Origin of the sequence: Flavobacterium davisii, assembly GCF_019565505.1 — a bacterium.
GTDB classification, from domain to species: domain Bacteria; phylum Bacteroidota; class Bacteroidia; order Flavobacteriales; family Flavobacteriaceae; genus Flavobacterium; species Flavobacterium davisii.
Genome location: NZ_CP067378.1, coordinates 792,430 through 806,652, shown reverse-complemented (window position 1 = coordinate 806,652; position 14,223 = coordinate 792,430). Strand labels below are relative to the sequence as shown.

Below are 14,223 nucleotides of genomic sequence, written 5' to 3'. Positions count from 1 at the left end.
ATTCGCGCGGGAGCGGAGGTAGAATAAAACCAGTAGTTTCTAAAAATCAAAAAGATAGTTTGTGAAATTTTCTTAACTTAATGACATTGTTCGCGCGGGAGCGGGGGAAATGTATAATAGAAGGGAAGTCAGTAGTTACTGAGGTTCAAACAGCTCTTAATAAATTACCAAAAAATGTTGCAGATGATATTGTAAACTATATTAACATTGATAAATCTGGTAAGAGATTAATGTTTTTTAAAAATGCACAAAAATCAGGTAAATTAGAGAGCACAATTGAAGCATATCAACTATTTAAAAAAATAAAATAACAGATATTCTATGTCCTTAGCATTAGATAAATCACACATTTTTCAATCAAATTATCATGAAATCAAATTAATTGCAACAGAATTTGACGAACCATTTAATGGTCTTACACTCTGGCGATTTAGGTTATATTGTAATAATGAAATTTATAATCATGTGTTTTTAGATTATGAAAATAAATTTTGCGGACTACCATCTAATCTTGAAAATTTTATATTTGAATCTTTAAAAGGAGACTACCTTTTTATCCCCTATGGATTGCTAGTTATAAATACAAAAAATCTATTTTTTGATAAGTATGAAGCAGAAGTGGGGACTAACAATGATTTTATTGCAAATATTTTCATTGAAAAACACCCGGTGGTTTTAAGAGAACGTGGTATATATATTGTCGATTTGATCAATAAAACAATGATTCAAAAAATATATTTGTTTGAGGAATTAAAATTTGAAAAGATATGGAGTGTAAAAAACTTTGCGAATTTTTTATACAAGGAAAAAATATCAGGAGAAACAAAAATTATGATGTATAATTTAGAAAAAAAAGAATTTGTAAATGACTAAATTTAAAAATATTGTATTAATTTTTTTGTTATTAGTAACAAATTTATCTTTTACTCAATCTTGTAATTTTGATGATTTAGTAAGAGATCTTTCTTCAGAAGGGAGTTCTTTCAAAAAAAATGTTGAACAAGAAAACGGTTTCCAAGCATGGAGGATATTAGCTGTTGAAGCTCCTGATTTTAGAACAAATTTAGACGAAATAGATTTAGTTTCTAAAAATTTGACTGCTATAAAAAATGCAGGAGGATATATTAAATGGGAAAATGCTATAGGAGCAGGAAAGCTAGGTGTAATAGACGATGCCATTAAATCTGTCGCTCCTTATCTAGATGAATTAAAGGATGTTGGAGTATCGGTTCGTAAAATGGCAACTGCCGAAACAGAAGCGTTAGACTTAATAAAATCCAGTAATAATATAAAACCTGAAGTAAATATTGCTAAAGCAGAAGTTAATTTGAAGAATGGACAATCTTATACAAGCCATGCTACAAGTGGTTATCCAAGTGCACAAAAAGGTAATATTTTAACTAATCCTCCAGGTGCTGTACATCCAAAATAAGGCAGTTCTGTTTTTGAACAACATACTTCAATCGTTGATGGATTAAATAGAGTGAACGATACAGAAGTAAAACTTTTAGAAGAATTTGCTTTAAAAAATGGAGCAAAACCAAACACAGCCAATCAGGTATTTAATAGTATTGAAGGTGAGATTAAACTGTATACGCAACTATGCCCTTGTGGTTCATGTGCTAATGTTATTAAAGAATTTAAAAAAATGTTCCCTAAAGTAGATTTGGAAATTATCACTACAACATCAAAATCATTTAAGTAGAAATGAAGTTTATAAAATTTATAGATAGCGCAAATACTAATTTGGTAATAGAAGGTTCTAATAATGAGTCTATTCATTTAGCTGAAAATGACTTGGGGTTTAAAATTCCTTTGGCATTAAGAGAATATTTATTGTTAATGGGTGAGAAGACGAATTTTTATGAATATTCGGATGAGCATGGCACGAAAGAATTAGTAAAATTGAAAGAATGGATTTACGAGTGGATAGAAAAATACAGAAGTGAAGGCATTGAATTATCAGAGTTGAAAAATATACTACCGTTCTTTAATTTTCAAGATACATTTTTTTATGTTCCAATAGAGGAAGACAACGAGAATCCACCTGTATATGCGTTTGATATAAACGATACACCAATTATTAGAAAACTAAATGATAGTTTTACAGATTTTGTTTTAGAAAGATATAATAAGATAGTAAAAAGCCCAGATAGTCCGAGTATTAAGTAATCTTAGGCTCGTGCGAGCTTCAAGCTCGTACCCATAATGTTGCACAACCAAATTAAGAACCACAATCAGTAGAAAGCTTGTGGTTTTTTGTTTGCCTAAAATCTAATGAGTCGGGAATATAAATTCCATAAAAAAAGTGTTTATTGTGTAAGTTTAACTACTATTAATTGGCTAGATGTATTTTCAAGAGTTTTGTATTTTGCAATAATAAATCTATGTGTGCGTACGAGCTTGAAGCTCGCGCTAGCCGTGTTGGAAGTAAAAGAGAATTTCTCAAAAGAAGTTTAAAAGTATTGCCAATCTTAAAACTTCAAATGAACATCGTAATTTTCTAAATACACATGGTAAATCTTTGTATGCCCCTGTCTCGTCCTAAAATAAGTTTACACAAAAGTGTAAAATTATGGAAAGATATTCAGTAGAATATTCTACAAAGTGGCAATCAAGATATTCAGAAGAATTTAAAAGATTTGTTTGTAATGATTATCTAACTGGTTCAATGACCAAAAAAGAAGTTGAGTTAAAGCATAATCTTGGTAATGGTCGACTTACTTATTGGTTAAGAGAAAGAGGTTTTGATGTTTTAAAAACAAGAATTGTATCTTTACCTGATATGAAATCAGTTAAAATCAACACAAACGAAAAAGACTCTCAAAAGTCGATTACTGAACTTGAAAAAGAACTTCAAGAAGCAAAACTTTTAGCTGAGGCTTATCGTAGAATGATAGAAATTTCTGAAAAAGAGTTTAAAATCAATATTGTAAAAAAGTCCAATACCAAGTAATTCAGGAGATGAAAAACCACCACCCTAAGATTGGTTTAGGCATATTTTGCCGATTACTTGGTGTAACACGACAAGCATATTATCAACACTTTTGGCATCAAGAGCAATACGTTTTTGAAGATGAACTAATTGTTTCTGAGGTTTTAAAAATAAGAAAAAATCATCGTCATATGGGAGGTAGAAAACTATATGAGTTATTACAACCATTTCTACTAGAACATCAAATAAAAATGGGTAGAGACAGGCTTTTTGATGTGTTATCAGCTAATTATCTACTAGTTAAACGCAGAAAAAAACAAACAATAACCACAAATTCCTCCCATAGATTTAAGAGGTATCCAAATCTTATAAAAGAGTATGTTCCTAATGCTCCTAATCAATTATGGGTAAGCGCCATAACTTATTGGAAGATTAAAGGAGTTTTTGTTTATATAAGTTTTATTACTGATGCATATTCTAGAAAAATTATAGGATTTCATTTAGGAGATAGTTTACAAACATCACAAACAATCGAAGCTTTAAAAATGGCAATATCAGGTATTTCAATTGAAAAAAAGAATTAGAATTAATACATCACTCTGATAGAGGAACTCAGTATTGTAGCAGTGAATATGTAAAACTTTTAGAAAATAATAATATAGCAATAAGTATGACAGAAAATGGAGATCCATTAGAAAATGCCATTGCAGAAAGAATTAACGGAATTATAAAAGAAGAATATCTAAATGATTATCAAGTTGATAGCGTAGAAGAAGCTAGCGATTTATTGGAAGCTGTTGTTGATTTATATAATGATGAAAGACCTCATATGAGTATAGGAAATCTAACTCCAAATCAAGTACACCATAACAATATAAAAAACAGAAAAATTATGGAAGAATTATTATATAAAAAGTCCTATTATTGTAAACCAATAGTAGGACTAAAAATGAGTTGTAAATATATTTTAGGATTAAGTATAAACATGTAAACTTATTTTAGGACGAGACAGGGGATTTTTGATGGTAATAAAGTTTCATCAGGTAATTTACCAAATGAGAACATAGTTATAAAGTACAATAGAAAGAAATATAATGGAGATGTTTTAGAAAATTCTGATACAGCATATGATGACTTTATAAGTACTTTACACCCCTTTTACAAAAACACATAGAATATATGGATTTTATAAGAAAAGACTGTTCTGGAAATAGCGATGGTAAATTGTATGAAAAGTTATATGGTGGTAAAATTACATTAGGTAAGATGAATGCTGCTCAACGACCAGGGATTCATACGGAGGTGTTAGTTTTGAATGAACTAATCAAAGATAAAAGCATTAACAGTGTGGCAGATATTAGAGCACTTGATATAAAAATTGTTATAAGATGGAAGGTTAAAAAAGATGAAAAAGATAAAGAGACTAAACACATGGTTACTTGTCCGCATTGTTTTTATATAACGGAAGGGGTTTTCTTTCCAAATAGCAAATAAAATGATAAACTATTTTGAGCAGCAAAATTGGGAAAATTTAAAAGTGAATGGTTCTATAAAACATAATGGTAAATCATTTACAGGAATAAAAGAAAATATAAATTTAGAAGATAATTCATGTCACAGGAAGTTATATGTTAGTGGTATTGATCACGGTTATTCTTTTATGTCATATTTTAAGGATGATAAATTGTATGTTTCAATGTATATATATATATATGGTGAAATAAGGTTTTTAATAAGTTACTATATTGATGATAACGAAAGGTATTCTTTTGCGTATCATTTATGCTATCATCTTACTGAAATTAATTTTTTTCAGACTTATCTTAATGAAGGGAATGGGGTAAATCATTATCAGAAGATGTTTGTTAAAAGAAAAGATCTTAATACGGAAAGATTATTTATAGAAAATAAAGATGTTATAGATGCATATGAAGAAGGAAAAAGTTATATAACTGATATTGATACTTTTTGTCAATGTTGGACAGGCGAATATGAAAGATTTGCGAAGACAATTATTCAATATCTTATTCAGGGAAGTATGAAAAGATGTAATGGGTATGTATTTAAAGATACTTTCATGGAAAAATTTGTGTGGCAAGAAGAGCAAATTGAAAAAATAATACACGAGGATAGATTGCCAACTGATATACAATTTATTGGAGGAGTAACAGTAGCCTATCATGATATTACCCAAAAAATAGTGGCAGTCGTTACTGTTATGGATGTAAATAGTCAAGAAATTGTAGATCAAGCAATTTATACTGAAGATAGGATTAATATGCACATACCTGATGTTTTTGGATTTAATGAAACGATATGGGCAATCAAAGCTTTTGAAAAATTAGCTGTAAAACCCCAGTTTATTTTTTGTGATGGACATGGCATTGAGCATCCCAAAAATATGGGCTTCGCAACTTTTTTGGGTATTCAACTGGATATACCTACTATTGGTTGCGCTAAAAAACGTCTTGTAGGGTATTATAAAAAGGAAGATTTAGGGGATAAAAGAGCAGATCATATAGAACTTATATTTGACCAAAAAGTAGTTGGAAAAGCCCTCCGGACAAAAGAAAATACAAACCCAATATATGTTTCTATAGGACATAAGATTTCTTTAGAGACAAGTGTAAATTGGGTGTTAGAAACAACGCAATCAACAAGACTTCCTTTTATACTTGAAAAAGCAATTGAGATTGCTCGCCAACAGATGCCTGAGCAATTCAGAATCGATTTTATGAACGATGAACCTAATGAATATGGAATTATAAAATGATACTCGCCGATAGTCCAAGCATTAAGTAATTTTAGACTAGTGCATGCTTGAAGTTCGTACCCATAAAATTGTACAATAGTCTCTTTTGGCGAGTGTTTTTTTCTTTTCTAAAATTGTTAACAAATTACAAAACATTTATTAAATTTGGAGAAAAGCATTAGGTAAGTTTTTGAAATTAATATCAAATTCCTATTTTTGTTAAACCAATTGTAAAAGATAAATACCATAAACTTAATTATGTCAAAAACTGCGATATTAGAATTTGATGGCAACAAATATGAGTTCCCTGTAATGGTGGGTTCTGAGAATGAAACGGCTATCGATATTGAAAAATTACGCGCCCTAACAGGAGCGATCACGATAGATCCCGGGTATAAAAATTCAGGTTCTTGCACAAGTGAAATTACTTTCTTAGATGGTGAAGAAGGAATCTTAAGATATAGAGGATATGCTATTGAAGATTTAGCCGCAAATGCAACATTCTTAGAAGTGTCTTATTTAATTATTTTCGGAGAATTACCAACAAAGACTCAATTGGAAAAATTTGAAAATGATATTCGTAAATATACTTTGGTAAACGAAGAAATGAAGAATATTATAGATGGATTTCCCAAAACAGCTCACCCAATGGGAGTCTTGTCTTCATTAACATCTGCTTTAACTGCTTTTAATCCTAAAGTAGTCAATGTAGAAAATGAAACCGAAATGTACGAGGCAATCTGTAAAACGATGGGTAAGTTTTTAGTTATTGCCACATGGACATATCGTAAAATGATGGGGTTCCCATTGAATTATTATGATAATACAAAAGGATATGTAGAAAATTTCATGCGATTAATGTTTGAGTTGCCTACAGGACCTTATGCCACCAATAAAACCATTATAGACGCTTTAGATAAATTATTTACATTACATGCTGATCACGAACAAAACTGTTCAACGTCTACAGTAAGAATTGTTGGTTCCTCTCACGCTGGTTTATTTGCTTCTATTTCTGCAGGTGTTTCTGCTTTATGGGGACCATTACACGGTGGCGCTAACCAAGCGGTGTTGGAAATGTTAGAGCAAATCCAAAAAGATGGTGGCGATGCACAAAAAGCATTAGAAAGAGCCAAAGATAAAAATGACGATTTCCGTTTAATGGGATTCGGACACAGAGTATACAAAAACTTCGATCCTCGTGCAAAAATCATCAAAAAAGCAGCAGACGAAGTGTTAGCAGAATTAGGTGTTAACGATCCTATTCTAAATATTGCAAAACAATTAGAAGAAGCAGCACTAGTAGATCCTTATTTTGTAGACAGAAAATTATATCCAAATGTAGATTTTTACTCAGGAATCATTTATAGAGCATTAGGAATTCCAACCGATATGTTTACTGTGTTATTTGCTATTGGTCGTCTTCCGGGATGGATTGCGCAATGGAAAGAAATGCGTTTAAACAAAGAACCTATTGGACGCCCTCGTCAAGTATATACTGGTTATCCTTTAAGACCATTCGTTTCTATGGACAAGAGATAAATTAATGATGAATAAAAGAAAAAAAGCTTCTTCTCTCAAGAGGCTTTTTTTATATTTGCTATCGAAACAGATGAAATACATGTTATTTAATGATATAACAATCATCATCCAATCTAAAAAATTATGAGTAAGTCAATTACTTTTCTAATAAACCAATCAGAAATTGCAGCAGGTACGCGTGGAGCATCTTTAGGTCCAGAAGCTATTATGGCTGCTGCTAGGAAAAAGGAGAGCTATATTTTTGGTGAAAATACTCTCGAAACAATTAAAAATGTCAATACTTATTTAGATAAGCCTACAAAGTTCCCTTTTGCAAAGCGTATAGATGGTTTGCTTTCTATTTATGAAGAACTCAACGCAAAAGTATCTTCTCTTTTACAGAATAAACAATTTCCTATTATTTTAGCTGCAGATCATGGCTCGGCAGGAGGAACCATAGCAGGTGTTAAATCAGCTTATCCCGATAAAAGAATTGGAGTGGTTTGGATTGATGCACACGCAGATATCCATACACCTTATACAACACCTTCAGGTAATATGCACGGAATGCCGTTAGCATCTGTAATGAATATTGATAACATAGAATGTCAAATAAATAAAGTAGATGAAAAAACAGTTGATTATTGGAATCAATTGAAAAATGTTGGAGGTATAACGAACAAAATAAATCCTGAAGATCTAGTTTATATTGCAGTACGAGATACGGAACCAGAAGAAGAAGCCGTTATAGAAAGATTAGGGCTAAAATGGTATACAGTACAAGATGTTCGTAATTTAGGTATATGGACCCTCGTTAATAATATTAATACACAATTACATCAATGTGACATCATTTATATATCCTTTGATGTAGATTCTATGGATCCTATTTTAACATCGCATGGAACGGGAACACCTGTTCCTCATGGAATTACACCACAAGAAGCAAAAGATTTATTAGTCCATTTAACATCTAATCCCAAAACAGCTTGCGTAGAAGTTGTAGAAGTAAACCCATGTTTAGATGAAAAAATAAATACGATGGCTGAAATAACTTTAGATATAGTAGATTCAATTGTGAATGTGGTAAAAAATAGATAATCAAATTTTACAAATATAAAATCCTCTCAATCACTGAAATTTAGTAAAATGAGTAGAGTGTTTGAGAGGTTTTTTACTAAATTAGATATGCAACAAATAACAAATTCCATTCTAATGATACGACCTGTTTCATTTAGAATGAATGAACAAACAGCAGTAAATAATTACTATCAAAAAAAAGAAGATACTGTATTACCAGCGACTATTACAGCTAAAGCACAACAGGAATTTGATGCCTTAGTTCGTAAATTACGTCAAGTAGGAGTTCATGTTACAGTAGTAGAAGATACCACTGATACAGATACGCCAGACGCTGTATTTCCTAATAATTGGATTTCATTTCATGAAAATGGAGAGGTCGTGCTATATCCGATGTTTGCTGAAAATCGTCGTTTAGAACGTCGTGAAGATATTTTAGATATACTAGAAGAACAAGGCTTTTTAATTCAAGATGTAATGGATTATACACTTGCAGAAGAAGATAATGTTTTTTTAGAAGGAACAGGAAGTATGATCTTGGATCGTGTACACCAAAAAGCATATTGCGCCTTATCACCTCGTGCTGATGAAGAGTTGTTTATTGAATTTTGTGAAGATTTTGAATTTACTCCAGTTTTGTTCAATGCTTTTCAAACAGTTAATGATAAAAGAGAATTAATTTATCATACAAATGTAATGATGGCTATAGGAGAAACGTTTGCAATTCTCTGCTCAGAGTGTATAGATGATAAAGCAGAAAAGAAAAACCTAGTTGAAAATTTAAAGAAAGATGGAAAGGAAATTATTTATATTTCCGAAAGTCAAGTAAATGCTTTTGCAGGTAATATGTTACAAGTAAAAGGAGATAATGATAAAACATATTTAGTTATGAGTGAATCAGCTTATGACGGATTAAATAAAATGCAGATAGCACAAATAGAAAAACATACCACTATTTTATATTCAAATTTAGAAACGATAGAGATGTATGGAGGTGGAAGTGCCCGTTGTATGATGGCAGAGATTTTTTTGCCTAAAGAATAAAAACATTTACATATACATATAAAAAGAAGGTGTCCGAAAGGGGGACAAATTTTGTTATTTCAGCGATGGCTCCCTGAGAGTTTTACTCGAATAGGCGAAGCAATAGCAAGATGCTGATACTATGACATCCCCTGTCGTTGAAGTGAGAGATTAGATGTTGAATTTTGACTTTTCAGACACCCACTTTTTAAGATCTTAAAAATAGTTTATTATTACTTGATAAGATGACTGTTTTCAATGATTTTTAAAATAGCATTTACAATATACTGTACGCCAATAGCAATTACAAAAAAACCAACAATTCTTGAAATGGCTACAATGCCTGCTTCTCCAAGAAAACGTACCAGATAATGAGCACTATTTAAAACCAAGAAAATAGAAATAGCTACGGCTAATACAGCTCCTATAGCTATACTAATAGCCATCCAGTTATTATGTTCTTGGTAAAAAGCAATTAATAAAGAAATAGAACCAGGTCCTGCTAATAAGGGCATAGCTAAAGGTGTGAGTGCTATAGCATGTTTTTGTTGTGCTTCATCTTCTACTTTTTTGTTTATTCCTTTGCGTCTTTTTACTTTTCCAGATAGTAACCCAAAACCAGAATTTGCAATAATCATACCTCCAGCAATGCGCAAAGCTTCTAAGCTAATGCCGAAAAAATGTAAAACGTATTCACCCAAAAAATAAGCTACTATCATGATAATAAATACGTTAATTGCAGTCCATTTAGAGGTTTTTGTTAATTCTTCACGAGTGTATCCATTGGTTAATCCTACAAAAACAGGAATAGCCCCTATGGGATTAAGTACAGAAAATAAAGCAGCGAAAATGTAAAAAAATAAATCCATAGTTTTTTTGTAAAATTAAATTTCTAAAACTCTATACGCGTAAAGAAAATGTTAAGTTGTGGTTTCCTAAATTTAAAAATAGTAAATTTATTCTTTTAAAAAGAATAAAAATGAAAACTTTAGTTTTAGGAGCTTCTACTAGCCCAGAAAGATACTCATTTATAGCTATGAGTAGATTATTACAGAATGATCACGAGGTAGTTGCTATAGGTTTAAAAAATGAAAGTGTTTTTGGAATAGAAATTCAAAAAGGATTTCCAAGTTTAGAAAATATTCACACAGTTACTCTATATTTGAATCCAGAACGTCAAAAAGAATATTATAAATATATAATAGATTTAAAGCCGAATCGGGTTATTTTTAATCCGGTACCGAAAATCCTGAATTTTATGATTTGTTAAAGGAAAATAATATCCTAGTAGAAGAAGCTTGTACATTAGTTCTTTTGGGAACAAAAGAGTATTGAAAGAAAAACTAACATTGGATCTAGTTGTTTTAAAAATTAAACTTTTAAAAATAACAAAGGTTTAGCTTTTTTGAAAGGTTTTTAAAACCAAAATTGCATTAGACTCGAAGGTGAATTGATAAATCTATTCTATTTGTTTTATTTTGTTTTAAATCAGGGATGTACTCAAATTTTAAGGATCAAAATAATTTCCTGTTTTTTCTTTTTAATTCTTTCTGAATACTTGAAATTATTCAAAAATTTTGTTTCACAAAGTAGTTTATGCGAAATAGGGGTTAAAACAATATTTTAAAAAATGAATCAACCCCGTTTTTAGAGCAAAAGCTTTGAAAACGGGGATTAATATTTTTTACGACATTTTAAGGATGCTATTTCAAAAATAAAAATAAAAAAAACGAGTACAGCTTTATTTGAATGTTTGATAATTTATCTTAAAAACGAGTACTGTTTGTAGTGGGTTTACTAATACATAATAATCCAACAAAAGTAATCATCCCATTAATAATAATTAATTCTTCTGCTATGGTATAACCATCAAACCATTCTATAGAATAAGTTGATAATAAATAACAAATAGCAGGAGATATTAAACAAATAAAAGGAACAAATTTATCATGTACAGTTTTGTTTTTTATAAATAAACCAAAACCATATAATCCTAATAGAGGACCATAAGTATACGAGGCAATTTTAAAAATCATCTTAACTACAGAAGCATCGTTTACAGTATTAAAAAAAACAATGACTAAAAAAATTAAAAAGAAAAAGCTAAATGTACAATATGACGTATGTTCGTTAATTTTGTTTCATCATTTAGTTTTTTATACTTATCTCCAGATTGTTTTTTTCCATTCCAAGAAAATCAATGCAAAATGAGGTAGTTAAAGCTGTAAGAGCAGAATCAGTAGTAGCAAATGTAGCAGCTGTAAGCCCTAAAAGAAATACAATTGCAGGAATTAAGCCTAATGATTTTAACGCTATTTCAGGAAACAGGAAATCTGTACGGACAACATCGCCAACCATAGGAACAGCAATACCATTTTTTTCAGCATACATATACAATAAAGCACCTACACTTAAAAAGAAAATGTTAATAATTATAAATATCCCTGTAAACGTAAACATATTTTTTTGTGCTTCTCTTATGTTGGGACAGCTTAAGTTTTTTTGCATTAAATCTTGATCAAGACCTACCATAGCAATGGTTACAAAAATACCTCCCAAAATTTGTTTCCAAAAATAATTTCCCTTTAAATAATCATCAAAGAAAAATATTTGAGAATAGGTGCTGTTTTTTACTTTCTCAAAAGCTTGAAATGCAGATAAATCTAAACTTTGACAAATAAAATAAATGGTTAGAAAAACAGAAAACACTAAGAAAAAAGTCTGTAATGTGTCCGTAATAATAATGGTTTTAAGCCCTCCCTTATAAGTATAGGCAAAAATCAAAAATAAAGATAAAAATACTGTAACTGTAAAAGGAATTTCATAATAATCAAAAACATATCGTTGCAAAACGATAACCACTAGATAAAGACGAAATGCAGAACCAATAGTACGACTAATCAAAAAAATGGAGGCCGCAGTTAAATAACTAATTTTTCCTAATCGTTGTTCGATGTAACCATAAATAGAAGTTAAATTCATTCGGTAGTACAAAGGTAATAGTACTGTAGCAACAATAATAAACCCCAAAGCATTACCTATTACAAATTGGAAATATTTGAATTGTAATTCAGGATTCCCCACTTCACCGGTACAGAAATAAAAGTCACACCTGATAATGCAGTACCTATCATTCCAAATGCAACTAAATACCATTTAGAATTTTTATTAGCCTTGAAGAACGCATCATTATCACTATTATTTTTACTCATAAAATATGAAATGAGAAATAATATTCCAAAATAAATAATGATTAATGAAAGAATTGCAAATGGAGTCATAAATTAAAAGAATGAATTTAGTTTTGTTTTGCAAGATAGAAAAAACTTAATTTAAGTTCTAATAAGTCGCTTTTTTTTCAAAAAAGACTTTTATAAACCATTTATTTATATTTAACCCAGATTCCGTATTAGACTTCGTTGTGAAACAAAATTTTCAATAAATTCAAGTGCTCACGGAAAATTTTAGAAGAAGAAATCGTGAACTATTTTGATGATTAAAATTTGAGTACGTGCTTGAATTTGAAGAAAAATAAAGTGGAATAGATTTTTAATGCGTAATCTGGGTTTAAAGAATGTACACGTACTACTGTTTCAGTTTGTAGAACTTTTTCATTTCGCTTTCTAAATGAAAACTTCTGTATACATTTGCAGTATAAATAATATTTTAAAGATGAAAAAGAAATATAAAATAGGGTTTGTAATATTGTTCTTGTTTAGCACCGTATTTTATGCTAAAAATATAGAATCACATTTGTTTATAATAAAATTTTTCTTCAATGGAGCTACTTATGCTACTACTGAAGGAAGTTCTATTACCTTTATGAAAAAAGGAACTGAAAAGTATGAAATATCAGGGTTGTCAGGATGTCAGTTTAAAGTAAAAGATCTAATTCTAGAATTGGTTGAGGAAACAGGAACAGTAAAAAAATATAGTTTTTCAAAATGTAAAATAGATTTTTTAGGAGGAACCATTAATAATGAGTTTGCAGAATTGAGCTATTTGTTTAAAAAAGGGGGATGATTTACATAGATGAAGCAGGGAATTTAGATATTATTTATGAAGGAATAGAGGGAGAGCGAAAAATGAAGTTTAAAAAGAAATAGTTTTTTAATATTTTTGTTGATTGTTTGTGAAATCCAAATATGAAAGTATTTGGATTTTTCTTTTTTAAACCGTAATTTTGCTCCATGGATTTTTCTTCAAAAATATTAGAAAATGCAGTTGAAGAGATTGCACAATTACCGGGAATTGGTAAAAGAACAGCATTGCGGTTGGCTTTACATTTACTCAAACAACCCACAGAGCAAACACGTTTTTTAGCAGAAGCATTGCTAAAAATGCGAACCGAAATTAAATTTTGTAAATCATGTCATAACATTTCAGACGTAGACCTTTGTGAAATATGCTCTAATGATAATAGGAATCAAGCATTGGTTTGTGTAGTAGAGGATGTTCGTGATGTAATGGCTATTGAAAATACAGGTCAATACAAAGGAATATATCATGTGTTAGGTGGTAAAATTTCCCCTATAGAAGGAATAGGACCTACTCAGTTAAAAATTAATTCTCTAGTAGAAAAAGTAAAATTAGGAATGGTTAAAGAAGTTATATTTGCTTTAAGTTCTACCATGGAAGGAGATACCACCAATTTTTATATTTACAAACAAATAAAAGATTGTCCGCTAATAGTTTCTTCATTAGCAAGAGGTATTTCTGTGGGAGATGAATTAGAATATGCAGACGAAATAACTTTAGGACGTAGTATTTTAAATCGAATTCCTTTTGAAAATTCATTGCGAAATCCTTAAGAATTTAATTTTTAAAGTTTTTCTATTTACAAAATGAAAAACTATATTTGTTTTTTGAAGTGAATATTGTTAAAGAATTTAACTGAAAATAAAATTAACAT

16 protein-coding genes and 2 pseudogenes are annotated in these 14,223 nt (G+C 30.1%); 16 read left to right on the top strand and 2 right to left on the bottom strand.

Annotated features, from left to right (window positions below; genetic code table 11):
- Nucleotides 1-80 precede the first annotated feature (80 nt).
- The 13 genes from JJC05_RS04025 to ctlX all read left to right on the top strand — a co-directional run bounded on the left by JJC05_RS04025 (nt 81) and on the right by ctlX (nt 9,332).
- Complete coding sequence (locus JJC05_RS04025; protein WP_235878268.1) at nt 81-311, top strand: hypothetical protein; 231 nt, start codon at nt 81-83, stop codon at nt 309-311.
- Between the two features lie 10 nt (nt 312-321).
- Nucleotides 322-873, top strand: a complete 552-nt coding sequence (locus tag JJC05_RS04020; protein WP_235878267.1) for a hypothetical protein — start codon at nt 322-324, stop codon at nt 871-873.
- Entirely contained in the window at nt 866-1,432 is a 567-nt protein-coding gene (locus JJC05_RS04015) for a hypothetical protein (protein ID WP_235878266.1), read from the top strand. The genes JJC05_RS04020 and JJC05_RS04015 overlap by 8 nt, the downstream gene beginning before the upstream one ends.
- 30 nt (nt 1,433-1,462) lie before the next feature.
- Nucleotides 1,463-1,705, top strand: a complete 243-nt coding sequence (locus JJC05_RS04010) for a deaminase domain-containing protein (RefSeq protein WP_258929649.1) — start codon at nt 1,463-1,465, stop codon at nt 1,703-1,705.
- Between the two features lie 2 nt (nt 1,706-1,707).
- Nucleotides 1,708-2,172: an SMI1/KNR4 family protein gene (locus tag JJC05_RS04005; protein WP_235878264.1), complete on the top strand. Its 465-nt coding sequence runs from the start codon at nt 1,708-1,710 to the stop codon at nt 2,170-2,172.
- A gap of 403 nt (nt 2,173-2,575) precedes the next feature.
- Complete coding sequence (locus tag JJC05_RS04000) at nt 2,576-2,956, top strand: hypothetical protein (RefSeq protein WP_235878263.1); 381 nt, start codon at nt 2,576-2,578, stop codon at nt 2,954-2,956.
- Between the two features lie 8 nt (nt 2,957-2,964).
- Complete coding sequence (locus JJC05_RS03995; RefSeq protein WP_235878262.1) at nt 2,965-3,519, top strand: DDE-type integrase/transposase/recombinase; 555 nt, start codon at nt 2,965-2,967, stop codon at nt 3,517-3,519.
- A 5-nt stretch (nt 3,520-3,524) separates the two neighbouring features.
- Nucleotides 3,525-3,926 carry an integrase core domain-containing protein gene (locus tag JJC05_RS03990; RefSeq protein WP_309597459.1) on the top strand — a complete coding sequence of 134 codons (402 nt, stop codon included), beginning with the start codon at nt 3,525-3,527 and terminating at the stop codon, nt 3,924-3,926.
- A 188-nt stretch (nt 3,927-4,114) separates the two neighbouring features.
- A complete protein-coding gene (locus JJC05_RS03985; protein ID WP_235878260.1) occupies nt 4,115-4,429 on the top strand; it encodes a YwqJ-related putative deaminase in 315 nt (104 codons plus the stop codon).
- Between the two features lies 1 nt (nt 4,430).
- A complete protein-coding gene (locus tag JJC05_RS03980; RefSeq protein ID WP_235878259.1) occupies nt 4,431-5,708 on the top strand; it encodes an endonuclease V in 1,278 nt (425 codons plus the stop codon).
- A 237-nt stretch (nt 5,709-5,945) separates the two neighbouring features.
- The gene (locus JJC05_RS03975) at nt 5,946-7,229 is read left to right on the top strand and encodes a citrate synthase (protein ID WP_105195732.1); all 1,284 of its coding nucleotides are present in this window, start codon (nt 5,946-5,948) and stop codon (nt 7,227-7,229) included.
- Nucleotides 7,230-7,352: 123 nt separating this feature from the next.
- Complete coding sequence (gene rocF / locus JJC05_RS03970; protein WP_105195731.1) at nt 7,353-8,309, top strand: arginase; 957 nt, start codon at nt 7,353-7,355, stop codon at nt 8,307-8,309.
- A gap of 87 nt (nt 8,310-8,396) precedes the next feature.
- Complete coding sequence (ctlX, locus tag JJC05_RS03965) at nt 8,397-9,332, top strand: citrulline utilization hydrolase CtlX (protein WP_105195730.1); 936 nt, start codon at nt 8,397-8,399, stop codon at nt 9,330-9,332.
- A 212-nt stretch (nt 9,333-9,544) separates the two neighbouring features.
- On the opposite strand, the gene JJC05_RS03960 is transcribed toward ctlX, so the two are convergent.
- A complete protein-coding gene (locus tag JJC05_RS03960; RefSeq protein WP_088390233.1) occupies nt 9,545-10,180 on the bottom strand; it encodes a MarC family NAAT transporter in 636 nt (211 codons plus the stop codon).
- Between the two features lie 110 nt (nt 10,181-10,290).
- On the opposite strand from JJC05_RS03960, the pseudogene JJC05_RS03955 reads away from it, so the two are divergent.
- Nucleotides 10,291-10,646 (top strand): annotated as a pseudogene (locus JJC05_RS03955) (CoA-binding protein).
- 431 nt (nt 10,647-11,077) lie between these two features.
- On the opposite strand, the pseudogene JJC05_RS03950 reads toward JJC05_RS03955, so the two are convergent.
- A pseudogene (locus tag JJC05_RS03950) lies at nt 11,078-12,592 on the bottom strand (sodium:solute symporter).
- 391 nt (nt 12,593-12,983) lie between these two features.
- Here JJC05_RS03950 and JJC05_RS03945 point away from each other — a divergent pair.
- Entirely contained in the window at nt 12,984-13,334 is a 351-nt protein-coding gene (locus JJC05_RS03945) for a hypothetical protein (RefSeq protein WP_235878258.1), read from the top strand.
- Between the two features lie 167 nt (nt 13,335-13,501).
- On the top strand, nt 13,502-14,122 hold the full coding sequence (recR, locus tag JJC05_RS03940) for a recombination mediator RecR (protein ID WP_088390243.1): 621 nt from the start codon (nt 13,502-13,504) through the stop codon (nt 14,120-14,122).
- Nucleotides 14,123-14,223: the final 101 nt, after the last annotated feature.

What these genes read in the sequence shown, in the direction of transcription:
- recR (WP_088390243.1), top strand. Translation starts at nt 13,502, where the DNA reads ATGGATTTTTCTTCAAAAATATTAGAAAATGCAGTTGAAGAGATTGCA.
- JJC05_RS04005 (WP_235878264.1), top strand. Translation starts at nt 1,708, where the DNA reads ATGAAGTTTATAAAATTTATAGATAGCGCAAATACTAATTTGGTAATA.
- JJC05_RS03995 (WP_235878262.1), top strand. Translation starts at nt 2,965, where the DNA reads ATGAAAAACCACCACCCTAAGATTGGTTTAGGCATATTTTGCCGATTA.
- JJC05_RS03960 (WP_088390233.1), bottom strand. Translation starts at nt 10,180, where the DNA reads ATGGATTTATTTTTTTACATTTTCGCTGCTTTATTTTCTGTACTTAAT.
- JJC05_RS04025 (WP_235878268.1), top strand. Translation starts at nt 81, where the DNA reads ATGACATTGTTCGCGCGGGAGCGGGGGAAATGTATAATAGAAGGGAAG.
- ctlX (WP_105195730.1), top strand. Translation starts at nt 8,397, where the DNA reads ATGCAACAAATAACAAATTCCATTCTAATGATACGACCTGTTTCATTT.
- JJC05_RS04000 (WP_235878263.1), top strand. Translation starts at nt 2,576, where the DNA reads ATGGAAAGATATTCAGTAGAATATTCTACAAAGTGGCAATCAAGATAT.
- JJC05_RS04020 (WP_235878267.1), top strand. Translation starts at nt 322, where the DNA reads ATGTCCTTAGCATTAGATAAATCACACATTTTTCAATCAAATTATCAT.
- JJC05_RS03975 (WP_105195732.1), top strand. Translation starts at nt 5,946, where the DNA reads ATGTCAAAAACTGCGATATTAGAATTTGATGGCAACAAATATGAGTTC.
- JJC05_RS04015 (WP_235878266.1), top strand. Translation starts at nt 866, where the DNA reads ATGACTAAATTTAAAAATATTGTATTAATTTTTTTGTTATTAGTAACA.
- JJC05_RS03985 (WP_235878260.1), top strand. Translation starts at nt 4,115, where the DNA reads ATGGATTTTATAAGAAAAGACTGTTCTGGAAATAGCGATGGTAAATTG.
- JJC05_RS03945 (WP_235878258.1), top strand. Translation starts at nt 12,984, where the DNA reads ATGAAAAAGAAATATAAAATAGGGTTTGTAATATTGTTCTTGTTTAGC.
- rocF (WP_105195731.1), top strand. Translation starts at nt 7,353, where the DNA reads ATGAGTAAGTCAATTACTTTTCTAATAAACCAATCAGAAATTGCAGCA.
- JJC05_RS03980 (WP_235878259.1), top strand. Translation starts at nt 4,431, where the DNA reads ATGATAAACTATTTTGAGCAGCAAAATTGGGAAAATTTAAAAGTGAAT.